Raw genomic sequence first — 12,148 nt, 5'->3', positions numbered from 1 at the left:
CCCGCCGGTCAGCGACGCCGCGACTTGCGGTCGTCCTTGACGTGGCCGCGGAAGGTGCGGGTCGGCGCGAACTCGCCGAGCTTGTGGCCGACCATCGACTCGGTGACGAACACCGGGACGTGCTTGCGGCCGTCGTGCACCGCGATCGTGTGGCCCAGCATGGCCGGGACGATCATCGAGCGGCGAGACCAGGTCTTGATGACGTTCTTGGTGCCCGCGTCGTTCTGGGTGTCCACCTTCTTGATGAGGTGGCCGTCGACGAAGGGCCCCTTCTTGAGACTGCGCGGCATCGAAAACCCCGCCTCCTAGCGCTTCTTGTTCGTCTTGCGGCGGCGGACGATGTACTTGTTGCTGGCCTTCTTCGGGGAGCGGGTACGCCCCTCCTTCTGGCCCCACGGCGACACCGGGTGCCGGCCACCGGAGGTGCGGCCCTCACCACCACCGTGCGGGTGGTCGATCGGGTTCATCACGACACCGCGCACGGTCGGGCGGACGCCCTTCCAGCGCATGCGGCCCGCCTTGCCCCAGTTGATGTTCGACTGCTCGGAGTTGCCGACCTCGCCGACGGTGGCGCGGCAGCGGACGTCGACCAGCCGGATCTCGCCGGACGGCATACGGAGGTGGGCCATGCGGCCCTCCTTCGCCAGCAACTGCACCGAAGCACCGGCGGAGCGGGCGAACTTGGCGCCGCCGCCGGGCTGGAGCTCCACGGCGTGGATCACGGTGCCGACGGGGATGTGCCGCAGCGGGAGGTTGTTCCCGAACTTGATGTCGGCGTTCGGCCCGTTCTCCACACGCGCGCCCTGCTTCAGGCCGGCGGGCGCCAGGATGTAGCGCTTCTCGCCGTCGGCGTAGTGCAGCAGCGCGATGCGCGCGGTGCGGTTGGGGTCGTACTCGATGTGCGCGACCTTCGCGGGCACGCCGTCCTTGTCGTGACGACGGAAGTCGATCACTCGGTAGGCGCGCTTGTGGCCACCGCCCTGGTGGCGAACGGTCACACGACCGGCGTTGTTACGGCCGCCCTTGTTGTGCAGCGGGCGGACCAGCGACTTCTCCGGCGTGGACCGCGTGACCTCGACGAAGTCGGCGACGCTGGCGCCACGACGCCCAGGAGTCGTCGGCTTGTACTTGCGGATACCCATTTCTCAGTCCTCGTCCGATATCGGACGACCAGACCTCCCTCAGGAGGTCGGGCCGCCGAAGATGTCGATACGGTCGCCCTCGGCGAGGGTCACGATGGCGCGCTTGGTGTCCGCGCGCTTGCCGTAACCGGTGCGGGTGCGCTTGCGCTTGCCCTGCCGGTTGATCGTGTTGACCCCGGTGACCTTGACCTCGAAGACCGCCTCGACGGCCTGCTTGATCTGGGTCTTGTTGGCGCGCGGGTCGACGAGGAACGTGTACTTGTTCTCGTCGAGCAGCGCGTAGCTCTTCTCCGAGACGACCGGCTTGATCAGCAGGTCACGGGGGTCCGTGAGGGTCTTGCTGGTCACACCGGTGGTCCGGGTGTCGGCCCCTGCGGCCATCAGGCGTCGCTCCCTTCGAGCTCAGCCCCATGCGAAGCGGCCGGCGTCCTCGCCGCCAGGAAGGCGTCGAAGGCGGCCTTCGTGAAGACCACGTCGTCGGAGACGAGCACGTCGTACGTGTTCAGCTGGCCCGGCTCCAGGATGTGCACCTGGGGCAGGTTGCGGGCGGAGAGCCACGCGGCCTCGTCGGAGCGCTCGGCGACGAGCAGGAGCTGCTTGCGCTCGCTGATCTTGCCGAAGAGCGTCCGCGCGGCCTTGGTGGAGGCCTCGCCCTCGACCACGCCGTTCACGACGTGGATACGGTCGTTGCGCGCCCGGTCGGAGAGGGCGCCGCGGAGCGCGGCTGCCTTCATCTTCTTCGGGGTCCGCTGGGAGTAGTCGCGCGGAACGGGTCCGTGCACCACGCCACCGCCGGCGAACTGCGGTGCGCGGACGGAGCCCTGACGTGCGCGCCCTGTGCCCTTCTGGCGGTACGGCTTCTTGCCGCCGCCGCGGACCTCACCGCGGGTCTTGGCCTTGTGCGTGCCCTGGCGGGCAGCGGCCAGCTGACCCACGACGACCTGGTGGATCAGCGGAACGCTGACCTGCGCGTCGAAGATCTCTGCCGGGAGCTCTACGGTCCCGGCCTTCTCGCCTGCCGGCGAAAGAATGTCAACGGTGCTCATGGTTACCTTCAGGCCCCCTTGGCCGCGCTACGGACCAGGACGAGGCCGCCGTTCGGACCGGGGACAGCGCCCTTGATGAGCAGCAGGCCCTTGTCCGCGTCAACAGCGTGGACGGTCAGGTTCTGGGTGGTGACCCGCTCGTTGCCCATCCGGCCGGCCATCTTCGTGCCCTTGAAGACACGACCAGGAGTGGCGCAGCCGCCGATGGCGCCCGGCTTGCGGTGGATGCGGTGCGCACCGTGGCTGGCCTTGCCGCCATGGAAGCCGTGCCGCTTCATGCCGCCGGCGAAGCCCTTGCCCTTCGACTTGCCGGTGACGTCGACCTTGATGCCCGCCTCGAAGGTGTCGGCGCTGATCTCCTGGCCGAGCGAGTACTCGCCGGCGTCGGAGGTGCGCAGCTCCACGAGGTGGCGACGCGGAGTGACGTCCGCCTTGGCGAAGTGGCCCTTGAGGGGCTTGTTCACCTTGCGCGGGTCGATCTCGCCGAAGGCGATCTGGACGGCCTCGTAGCCGTCCGCCTCTGCGGTGCGGACCTGGGTGACCACATTCGGGCCGGCCTTGACGACGGTCACGGGGACGACGCGGTTCTGCTCGTCCCAGACCTGGGTCATGCCGAGCTTCTCGCCCAGGACGCCCTTGATCTGCTTAGCCATCTTCTTCCCGCCCCTCAGAGCTTGATCTCGATGTCGACGCCGGCCGGAAGGTCCAGGCGCATCAGCGAGTCAACGGTCTTGGGCGTCGGGTCGAGGATGTCGATCAGACGCTTGTGGGTACGCATCTCGAAGTGCTCGCGCGCGTCCTTGTACTTGTGCGGCGACTTGATGACGCAGTACACGTTCTTCTCTGTGGGCAGCGGCACCGGGCCCGCGACCGACGCACCAGTGCGGGTCACCGTCTCGACGATCTTCTTCGCCGAGTTGTCGATGACCTCGTGGTCGTAGGCCTTGAGCCGGATGCGGATCTTCTGTCCCGCCATGGCTACTTCGTAGTCCTGTCTCTCGTCACGCTCTGGAACCCTTGCGCCTTGCTGCCCTGCCGACCCACGCGGTCGGGCGTGTCGTCGCCCTTCTCATGGATGTCCCCGACGAGGTTTCCCTACAGGGGAGTTGGGGGCAGAAAGCCACCGGGTGCCTGGTTGGAAGCCCCTCCCACACTTCCCGGAAGATTCCCGTACTTCCACCTCTGATAAGGGGTGACGAATACGTGGGACTCGCTTCCGGTCCTCCCGGCGGGAGGCGTGCAGCATCGGCACTCAACCGAGCAACCTGGACAGTGTGCCACAGGCCAACTGACTCACGCCAACCAGGTAGATGCACTGGCCAGCGGCGGAGAACACGTGCTCGGGAGTCGGACCGCGGACCAGTCCTAACACACCCGCGCCCGCCAGGACGACAGCCGGGGCCTCTCGCTCCCCCGGCGGCGGGACAGCACGTAGGGGCCACGAGTGGCCCCTACACCACGCCGGTTTCCTCGTCCGCTCCGCCGCGGCCCCGGCGCACCCGCCCCCTCACCGCCCCTGCTCCCCCGCCCGGCCGCCCCCAGCCTCCGCGTGGGGCCCGGCAGATATAGGGGTTGTCACGGGTGTCATGGCGTTCCGGCGGCTCACTAGCGTGCGGCGGGAGAGCCCAACCTGGGCGAGCGCGCTCGTGGAAAGGTGTCGAGAAGTGACCATGCCGCCCGATTCGGTGGCCGTCATCGGTACCGGGTACCGGCCGCCGGAGCACCAGGCCGCGCGGAGCGGCGGCATGACGAGCGAGAACGCGTCCCTCAGTCGCCTGCTCGCCGCAGCAGCCGCCGAGGCCCTGCCGTCCGGCGGGCCTTCCGCCGACAGCCGCGGCCTCTTCCTCGGCCTCGGCTCGACGGCGAGCGGGACGGCACCGCCCCTCGGCGAAGCGCGGCGCGGGCCCGTCACCGTGCTCGACGCCGACCGCTGCCCCGGGCTGCTGCCGCTCCGCCTGGCGTGGCAGAGCGTACGGCTCGGCGAGTGCCGGGCCGCTCTCGCCGCGGTGGCGGGCAGCGGTGCGGCGGACGGGGGCGCGGGGGCCGCGGTCGTGGCGCTGAAGCGGCTGGGCGATGCGCGCCAGGACGGCGACCGCGTGCTCGCCGTCCTGCCCTGGACGTCCGCCTCCCTCGACGGCGGCTCCGCGTACGACTCGCCGCCGGCGAGCGGCGGCCCGCTCGCCGGCCTCGCCAGGATCGTCGAGCTGCTCGGAGCGACGGGCTCGGGGAGCCTCCCGTGCTCCGTGCACGCCACGGGCGCCGACCGTACGAGCGTCTCGGTGCGCCTGGAGCCGCCCGGCGCACCGCGCGCCGAAGGCGCCGCCGGGCACAAGGTCGTCTTCGCGTTCGCCGGGCAGGGGCACCAGTGGCTCGGCATGGGCAGGGAACTGCTGCGCAGGGAGCCGGCGTTCAGGGAAGCGGTGGAGCGGTGCGACGCGGTCATCCGGGCTCAGGTCGGCTGGTCGGTCGCCGAGCAGTTGGCGCTCGACTCGGCCGAACCGCGACTACGCAGATCGGACGTGCTGCAACCCACGTTGTTCACCGTGCAGGTGGCGCTCGCCGCGGTGTGGCGCTCGTGGGGCGTTGAGCCGGACGCGGTGGTGGGCCAGAGCATGGGGGAAGTGGCGGCTGCGCACGTCGCGGGCGCGCTGCCGCTCGAGGACGCGGCGACGATCCAGTGCCGGCGCAGCGCGCTGCTGGAGCGGATCGGCGACCGGGGCACGATGGCGGTCGTCGAGCTGCCCGGCGATGCCGCGGCGCGCGAGGCGGAAGAGGCGGACGGGCCCGTGAGCGTCGCCGGGTACAACAGCCCCTCGACGACCGTGCTCAGTGGTGACCGTCGGGCTCTGGACGGGCTCCTGCGGTCGCTGGAGGCGCGCGACATCTACTGCAAGCAGGTCAAGGACACCGCGCCCTCGCACAGTCCGTTCGTCGAGGAGCTGCGCGACGACCTGTCGGCGGCGCTCGGCGGCCTCCGGCCGCGGCAGGCCGCGGTGCCGATGTACTCGACGGTGACGCTGGAGCGCGTCCAGGGGCCCGAGTTGACGGCCGACTACTGGTTCCGGAATCTGCGCAGGCCCGTCCGCTTCGCGTCCGCCGTGGGATCGCTGCGCCGCGGGGGCCACGACGTCTTCCTCGAAATCAGCGGCCATCCCGTGCTGGACGACTCGATCCGGGAGTGCCTGGAGCACGCGGGGCAGACCGGCCACGTCCTCGTCTCCGGGCGCCGCAGGGCGGAGCTGCGCTCCATGCTCGCGTCTCGGGAAGCCCTGCGCTCCCTCGGCAGGGCGTCGCCGGCAGCCGCCTCCGCGCGGCGCCGGCTGACGACCTACCAACGGGCGGTCGCACCCGGCCTCTTCGCCCGGAGGAAGGAGGCGCGAGGAGCGTGAGTCGCAGGCCGCCGAGGCGCCCGCCGGAGGGATGCGACGCGTGGACGACGTACGAACACGACCGTGTTCCGCCCGGGTTCAGGAGAGGAAAAACTGGTGCTTCCCAAAGTCTTCGGAGAGTTCGCTGAAGGGCTTCGCACGATCAACCACGCGCGGGAGGCCGGTGGTCCGGGCCCCGAGTCGGGCGAGCGGTTCAAGCGGGCGACGCGGTCGATCTACGACATGGCGGCTGTGGGTGCCGCGAAGGGCGACATCTGGAACTGGGGCGTCCACGACGACGCGCTGGAGAAGGAGATCCGCGGCCGGATACCGGGCTTCGGTACACGCGACACCGACGGCTACTCCGAGCAGATGTACTACCTCGCCCTCCGCGAACTGCCCCTCGCGCGAGACGACTACCAGGGCCTCGCCGTGGCGGAGGTCGGCTGCGGCCTCGGCGAGGGGCTGAACTTCCTCTCCCGCCTCTTCGACGCCCGGATGGTCGGCGTCGACCTCTCCTCCGCTGCGGTGGAGCGCGCGGACAGCCGCCTCTCCCGCGGCGACCGGCTGCGCTACCTGCAAGGCGACGCGGAGAACCTGCCGTTCGAGGACGGCGAACTCGACATCGTCGTCAACATCGAGAGCTCGCACACCTATCCCGATCTCGGCCGCTTCCTCGCCGAGGTCACCCGGGTGCTCAAGCCCGGCGGCCACTTCTCGTACATCGACAGCTTCACGCACGCCAGACACGAGCAACTGCTCCAGCTCAAGGAACGCACACCGGGCCTGGATTGGGTCCACGAGCAGGACATCTCCGAGCTGACGAGAGCGGCCATCCGGCGCCGCTTCACGCCCGGCAGCCTGTTCCACCGCGCCTTCGCCGCGCAGCGCATGTCCGTGCCCGCGCGCGTCCTCCAGCAGCAGTCACGGAGGGCCCTCTTCGGCGCCAAGTTCGCCGGCTACCAGGACAGCGGGCTGGCGAAGGCGCTGAAGAAGGCCGGGGTGCTGCCCTCGGGCCATCCGCTGCCGGACAGCTACCGGCACCTCGTCGCCAGGAAGGTGGAGAAGCCGGACTCATGACGCTCAGCAACGTCTTCCTCTTCGCCGGCCAGGGCTCGCAGTACCACCGGATGGGCTCCTGGCTCCGCGAGCACGACGAGGTCTTCCGGCGCACGCTGCTCGGCCTCGACGCCGTCGTCCGCGAGGAGCGCGGCGACTCGGTGGTGGAGAGGATGCACGGCGCACCCGTGGACGAGCCGATGGACCGGTTCGCCGACAGCCAACCGGCCATCTTCATGACCGAGTACGCCCTGGCGACCGCACTCGTCGCGCAGGGCGTCGAGCCGGACGCCGTGGTCGGCGCGAGCCTCGGCGAGACGGCGGCGGCGGCGGTGGCGGGCGTCGTCGATCCGGAAGAGTGCCTGCTGCTCCTCCTGCGCCAGGTGGAGATCTTCGAAAAGCACTGCCCGCCGGGCGGCATGCTGGCGGTGCTCGCCGACCCCGGACTCTTCGACCGGGCGCCCGCGCTCCACCGGCGGTGCGAGCTCGCCGCCGTCAACTCGGCGGGCAACTTCGTCCTGGCGGGGACCGCCGACGAACTCGACCGCGCCGAGGCGTACCTCGCAGGCGAGGGCATCCTGTTCCAGCGGCTGCCCGTGCCCTTCGCCTTCCACTCCAGCGCGATCGACGCCGTCGCCGAGGAGTTCACGTCGCTGATCGGCACGCTCACCTTCCGCCCTCCCCGTATCCCGGTGCTCTCCTGCACGACGGGCGGGGAGGTGGCACGGTTCGACGCCGAGCACCTCTGGCGGGCGATGCGGCACCGCTTCGACGTCCGCCCGGTGCTCGACGGGCTGCTGCGCGAGGACCGCCACCGCTACCTCGACCTGGGCCCTTCGGGCTCGATGGCGAACCTGATCACGCCGCTGCTGCCGGCGGGGTCGGCCTCCGTCGCTCTGCCGCTGCTCTCGCCCTTCTCGCAGGACGGCTCCCTGTTCGAGAAGGTACTGGAGCACCAGCGTCGCGACGGGCCACCGGCAGCCGCGTCCCGACCGAAGGCGGAACACATGACTGAAAACACCCTTCGGGTGCACCTCTTTCCCGGCCAGGGATCACAGATCAAGGGCATGGGAGAGGAACTCTTCCGCCAGTTCCCCGAGTTGACGGCGAAGGCGGACGCGATCCTCGGATACTCGGTCCGCGAACTCTGCGTCGACGACCCCGAGCGGCTGCTCCGCAGGACCGAGTACACCCAGCCGGCGCTCTACGTGGTCAGTGTCCTCTCCCACCTGGCGTCGTTGCAGGAGGGCGAGCGTCTCCCCGACTACGTGCTCGGCCACAGCCTCGGCGAGTACGCGGCGCTCTTCGCCGCCGGCGTCTTCGACTTCGAGACCGGCCTGCGGCTGGTGAGCAAGCGCGGCGAGCTGATGGGCCGCGCGGATGGCGGCACGATGGCGGCGGTCTCGGGACGCGACGCCGAAGCGGTGGGCAAACTGCTGCGGCAGCACCGGCTCGACGCGATCGACATCGCGAACATCAACGCCCCTTCCCAGACGGTGATCGCCGGACCGCGGGAGGAGGTGGAGCGGGCGCTGCCGCTCTTCACGGAGGACGGCGCCCGATGCGCGGCGCTCAACGTCAGCGCCCCCTTTCACAGCCGCTACATGGCGGGCGCCGCCGAGGAGTTCGGCCGCTTCCTCGACGGGTTCGCCTTCAGCGCGCCGAAGATCCCGGTGATCGCCAACGTCGACGCCAGGCCGTACGGCGGTGCGGCGGAGGTCGGGGAGAAGCTGCGGCGGCAGATAGACCACCCGGTGCGGTGGGCCGACAGCATCCGCTACCTCATGGCGCAGGGGGCTCCTGAGGCAAGGGAATTGGGCCCCGGCAGCGTTCTCACCAAGCTCGTTGCGAAGATCCAGTCGGAGGCCACCCCGCTGCTGGAGACCGCGGCGCCGCCCGCTCCCGCACCCGCCGCGCACGCACCAGTGGCGGCGAGACGGGAGGCGCGCGAGCTGGGTGCCGCGGCCTTCCGCGAGGCGCACGGGGTGGAGTACGCGTACGCGGCGAGCGGACTGCACCAGCAGGTGGGCTCGGCCGAGTTCGTGGTCGCGCTGGCGCGCGCCGGGTTCCTCTCCTTCCTCGGCAGCAGCGGGCTGACGGGGCAGCAGCTCGGCTCGGCGATCCGCCAGGTGCGTCAACAGCTCGGTGCGGCTGCTCCGTTCGGCGTCAACCTGACGTACAGCCCGTTCGGCCGCCGGGCCGAACGGGAGGTGGTCGACGCCGCGCTGCGGGAGGGCGTGCGTGCGCTGGAGACCTCCGCCTACGTGCAGATCACCCCGGAGCTGGTGCGCTACCGGCTGCACGGCGCCGAACTGCGCGGTGGCAGCGTGCACGCCCCGCAACGGCTGCTCGCCAAGGTCACCCATCCCGAAACCGCGATGCTGTTCCTCAGGCCGGCGCCGCCGCGGATCGTCGAACGCCTCCTCGCAGAGGGCGCGCTCAGCACCGAGGAGGCGCAAGCCGCCGAGTCCCTGCCGATGGCCGACGACGTCTGCGCCATGGGCGACTCGGGCGGCTACACCGAACTGGGCCTCCTGCCGGCCCTGTTGCCTTCGGTGCGGCGGCTGCGCGAGCGTGCGGCGGCCGAGAACCCGGCGTCCGGAACGGTGCGGGTGGGCGCGGGCGGCGGCATCGGCACACCGGAGGCCGCGGCAGCCGCCTTCGTCCTCGGCGCCGACTTCGTGCTGACCGGCTCGGTCAACGCCTGCACGGTGGAGAGCGGCTTCGGCGGCCGGGTCAAGGACATGCTCCAGAACCTGGACGTACGGGACACCGCCTACGCCCCCTTCGGCGATCTCTTCGAACTGGGCGGGCGAGCCCGGGTGATGAAGAAGGGCGTGCTCTTCCACGCCCGCGCCAACAAGCTCTACGACCTGTGGCGCACCCACGACGACTGGGAGAGCATCGCGCCCCGCGTCCGGTCCGACATCGAACAGCGCTACTTCCAGGCGTCGTTCGAGACCGTCTACGCACAGGCCAGGGCGCGGGCGGCGGAGCAGGGCGAGGAGGAGCCGGAGTCCGACCCCAAGCGGCGCATGGCGCTGGTCTTCCGCTGGTACTGCGACCGCGCGCTCCAGCTCGCGGCCGAAGGGGAGCCGGGGCGCGAGGCGGACTTCCAGGTCTTCTGCGGGCCGGCGATGGGCGCCTGCAACGAGTGGCTGCGCGGCACGGACCTCGAAGAGTGGAAGCAGCGGCACGCGGCCGAGATCGGCCGCCGAATCATGGAAGGCGCGGCGCGGATCACCGGCTGACCCGCCGCGGTGCTTCCGGCTCCGGCCGGCGGCATCGGAGAACCGGAAGACCGAAGAAAGGCGGCACCATGACGGAGACAGCCCGGTCGGAACCGGCCTGCGCAGGCGGACCCCAGCCGGACGGAGTCGAGTACGACCTCTCCGACCCCGCGTTCGTCACCGACCCCGCGGCCGCCGACCGGTGGCTGAGCGCACCCCGCGCGGCATGCCCGGGACGCTCGCTCGACGGCTCCCCCGTCCTCGTCGTCACTCGCTACGAAACGGCGCGAGAGGTGCTCTCCGACCCGCGCTTCACCAGCCGCCCACCGGGCGACTCGCACCTGCGCGGACTGCTGCGCCAGGGCGTGCCCGAGGACTTGGCGCCGCTGATGTCCTCGACGCTGCTCTCGATGGACGGCCCCGACCACGACCGGGTGCGCCCGCTGGTGAGCGCCGCCTTCTCGGCGAAGCGCATACGGTCCCTCCGCCCGCGGATCGACGACCTGGTGTGCGGGCTCCTCGACGGGCTGGACCCCGAGCGGGAGGTCGACCTGCTCGCGGAGCTCGCCGACCCGTTGCCGCTCTCCGTCATCGGCGAACTCCTCGGCGTGGACGAGGAGGACAGGCGCAGGTGGCTCGCCTCGGCCCGCACCTTCAGCGGCGCCAACCCGGCCACCCCGGAGGAGACAGGACCGGCGCTGCGCGGCATCGTCGCCGTACTGACCGAACTGATCGCCAAGCGGCGGGCGGAGCCGGGGGACGACCTCCTCTCCGAGCTGGTGCGCAAGCGCGACGAGGACGAGACGCGGATCTCGGAGAGGGAACTGCTGGCGCTCGCCATGCTGGTGATCCAGGCGGGGCACGACTCCGTACGGCAGTTCATCTCGCAGAGCGCCTGCCTGATGCTCGCGAAGCCCGAACGCGCCGAGCGGCTGCGGGCGGAGCCCTCCCTGTGGCGTACGGCCCTGCCAGAGGTGATGCGGCACGCCACTCCCGTGAAGCATGCCTTCCGACGGTTCGCCACCGAGCCGGTCGAGGTCGAGGGGCGGACCGTAGGGGCCGGCGAGGGCGTCCTGGTGGTGCTCGCCACCGCCAACCACGACGAGGACCAGTTCCCCGCCGCGGGCACCCTCGACCTGGAGCGCACGCCCAACCAGCACCTCGGTTTCAGCCACGGGCCGCACTTCTGTCCCGGCTCCTCGCTCGCCCTGGCACAGGCGGAGATCGCGCTCTCGCGCCTCTTCGAGCGGTTCCCCGGTGTACGGCTCGCCGCGCCCGCCGAGGAACTCGCGCCGCGGTTCCTCGTCGGGATGCAGCGGCTGCCGGTGCATCTGCGGTGAGGCGCACCGCGGGAGAGCAGACCGACGCGACACCAGCACCGTCCGATTGGCAGCAGAGTCCGAGGAGCGAGAGCCAGATGACCGACAGCGTCTACCGGGACCCGAAGACCGTGCCGCACGAGTCGGAAGGCGAACGCGACTCGCGCCTGCGCCTGACCAAACTCCTGGCCGAGACGCCGATCCCGCCCGAGTACCTGATCGACAACCTCCCCGTCTACCTGCGCCGCCCCCAGCTCGCCGACCTCCTCGCCATGGACGCGCTCTACCGGAAGGTGCTGGAAGTCCCGGGCGTGATCATGGAGTTCGGCGTGCTGCACGGGCGGCACCTCGCCGCCCTCACCGCCCTGCGCAGCATCTACGAGCCCTACAACTCGCTGCGCCGGGTGGTCGGATTCGACACCTTCACCGGCTTCCCCGACGTCGCCCAGATCGACCGGGCGACGGCGAGCGCGACTCCCGGCAGGTTCGCCGTCCCCGAGGAGGAGGTCGACCACCTGCGCGAGGTACTCGAGGCCCACGAGGCGAACGAGCCGTACGGCCACACGCGGCGCAGCTTCGTGGTCCAGGGGGACGTGCGCGAGACGGTCCCCGCGTACCTGGCGGAGAACCCCGAGACCGTCATCGCGCTCGCCTACTTCGACCTCGACCTCTACGAACCGACGAGAGAACTCCTCGACGCCGTGCGGCCCCACCTCACGAAGGGCTCGATCCTCGCCTTCGACGAACTGGCGCACCCCAAGTGGCCGGGCGAGACCAAGGCGTTGAACGACTTCACCGAGCTCGGCAGGACGAGGCTGCGGCAACTGCCGCACCGTGAGTCGCCCCTCATCTACATGGAGTGGGGCGAGGACTGACGAGGCCGCGGCCGCCGGCGGAAGACGCTCGACGGCGGCCGCGGAGGGCTCCGCCGCTCCCTGCCCCGAGCGGACTCACCTGGCCCACGCCTCCGGCCCAGGACCGCCG

General features: G+C 71.0%; 11 protein-coding genes. 5 read left to right on the top strand and 6 right to left on the bottom strand.

Annotated features, from left to right (window positions below):
• Positions 1-8: 8 nt before the first annotated feature.
• From rpsS to rpsJ, 6 genes are read right to left on the bottom strand one after another with little or no spacing between them, the layout of a single operon-like run.
• A complete protein-coding gene (gene rpsS, locus UWG_RS0123710; RefSeq protein ID WP_016909688.1) occupies positions 9-290 on the bottom strand; it encodes a 30S ribosomal protein S19 in 282 nt (93 codons plus the stop codon).
• A gap of 15 nt (positions 291-305) precedes the next feature.
• Positions 306-1,142 (bottom strand): 50S ribosomal protein L2, encoded by an 837-nt coding sequence (rplB, locus tag UWG_RS0123705; RefSeq protein WP_016909687.1) that lies wholly within the window; start codon positions 1,140-1,142, stop codon positions 306-308.
• A 39-nt stretch (positions 1,143-1,181) separates the two neighbouring features.
• The gene (rplW, locus tag UWG_RS0123700) at positions 1,182-1,523 is read right to left on the bottom strand and encodes a 50S ribosomal protein L23 (RefSeq protein ID WP_016909686.1); all 342 of its coding nucleotides are present in this window, start codon (positions 1,521-1,523) and stop codon (positions 1,182-1,184) included.
• A complete protein-coding gene (gene rplD, locus UWG_RS0123695; RefSeq protein WP_016909685.1) occupies positions 1,523-2,188 on the bottom strand; it encodes a 50S ribosomal protein L4 in 666 nt (221 codons plus the stop codon). Before rplD ends, rplW begins: the two co-directional genes overlap by 1 nt.
• 8 nt (positions 2,189-2,196) lie before the next feature.
• Complete coding sequence (gene rplC / locus UWG_RS0123690) at positions 2,197-2,841, bottom strand: 50S ribosomal protein L3 (RefSeq protein WP_016909684.1); 645 nt, start codon at positions 2,839-2,841, stop codon at positions 2,197-2,199.
• A gap of 14 nt (positions 2,842-2,855) precedes the next feature.
• Complete coding sequence (gene rpsJ / locus UWG_RS0123685) at positions 2,856-3,164, bottom strand: 30S ribosomal protein S10 (protein ID WP_016909683.1); 309 nt, start codon at positions 3,162-3,164, stop codon at positions 2,856-2,858.
• 694 nt (positions 3,165-3,858) lie between these two features.
• On the opposite strand from rpsJ, the gene UWG_RS0123680 reads away from it, so the two are divergent.
• The 5 genes from UWG_RS0123680 (at position 3,859) to UWG_RS0123660 (ending at position 12,039) form a co-directional block, all read left to right on the top strand.
• Positions 3,859-5,577: an acyltransferase domain-containing protein gene (locus tag UWG_RS0123680; RefSeq protein WP_237720265.1), complete on the top strand. Its 1,719-nt coding sequence runs from the start codon at positions 3,859-3,861 to the stop codon at positions 5,575-5,577.
• A gap of 96 nt (positions 5,578-5,673) precedes the next feature.
• Entirely contained in the window at positions 5,674-6,636 is a 963-nt protein-coding gene (locus UWG_RS0123675; protein WP_016909681.1) for a class I SAM-dependent methyltransferase, read from the top strand.
• Positions 6,633-9,866: an ACP S-malonyltransferase gene (gene fabD / locus UWG_RS0123670; protein WP_016909680.1), complete on the top strand. Its 3,234-nt coding sequence runs from the start codon at positions 6,633-6,635 to the stop codon at positions 9,864-9,866. Before UWG_RS0123675 ends, fabD begins: the two co-directional genes overlap by 4 nt.
• A 68-nt stretch (positions 9,867-9,934) precedes the next feature.
• Complete coding sequence (locus UWG_RS0123665) at positions 9,935-11,185, top strand: cytochrome P450 family protein (RefSeq protein WP_016909679.1); 1,251 nt, start codon at positions 9,935-9,937, stop codon at positions 11,183-11,185.
• A 77-nt stretch (positions 11,186-11,262) separates the two neighbouring features.
• The gene (locus UWG_RS0123660; RefSeq protein WP_016909678.1) at positions 11,263-12,039 is read left to right on the top strand and encodes a class I SAM-dependent methyltransferase; all 777 of its coding nucleotides are present in this window, start codon (positions 11,263-11,265) and stop codon (positions 12,037-12,039) included.
• The last annotated feature ends 109 nt before the right edge of the window (positions 12,040-12,148 follow it).

The organism is Streptomyces xiaopingdaonensis (assembly GCF_000262345.1).
GTDB lineage: Bacteria > Actinomycetota > Actinomycetes > Streptomycetales > Streptomycetaceae > Streptomyces > Streptomyces xiaopingdaonensis.
This window is presented reverse-complemented; position numbering and strand designations above follow the sequence as displayed.

What these genes read in the sequence shown, in the direction of transcription:
- rpsS (WP_016909688.1), bottom strand. Translation starts at nt 290, where the DNA reads ATGCCGCGCAGTCTCAAGAAGGGGCCCTTCGTCGACGGCCACCTCATC.
- rplB (WP_016909687.1), bottom strand. Translation starts at nt 1,142, where the DNA reads ATGGGTATCCGCAAGTACAAGCCGACGACTCCTGGGCGTCGTGGCGCC.
- rplW (WP_016909686.1), bottom strand. Translation starts at nt 1,523, where the DNA reads ATGGCCGCAGGGGCCGACACCCGGACCACCGGTGTGACCAGCAAGACC.
- rplD (WP_016909685.1), bottom strand. Translation starts at nt 2,188, where the DNA reads ATGAGCACCGTTGACATTCTTTCGCCGGCAGGCGAGAAGGCCGGGACC.
- rplC (WP_016909684.1), bottom strand. Translation starts at nt 2,841, where the DNA reads ATGGCTAAGCAGATCAAGGGCGTCCTGGGCGAGAAGCTCGGCATGACC.
- rpsJ (WP_016909683.1), bottom strand. Translation starts at nt 3,164, where the DNA reads ATGGCGGGACAGAAGATCCGCATCCGGCTCAAGGCCTACGACCACGAG.
- UWG_RS0123680 (WP_237720265.1), top strand. Translation starts at nt 3,859, where the DNA reads ATGCCGCCCGATTCGGTGGCCGTCATCGGTACCGGGTACCGGCCGCCG.
- fabD (WP_016909680.1), top strand. Translation starts at nt 6,633, where the DNA reads ATGACGCTCAGCAACGTCTTCCTCTTCGCCGGCCAGGGCTCGCAGTAC.
- UWG_RS0123665 (WP_016909679.1), top strand. Translation starts at nt 9,935, where the DNA reads ATGACGGAGACAGCCCGGTCGGAACCGGCCTGCGCAGGCGGACCCCAG.
- UWG_RS0123660 (WP_016909678.1), top strand. Translation starts at nt 11,263, where the DNA reads ATGACCGACAGCGTCTACCGGGACCCGAAGACCGTGCCGCACGAGTCG.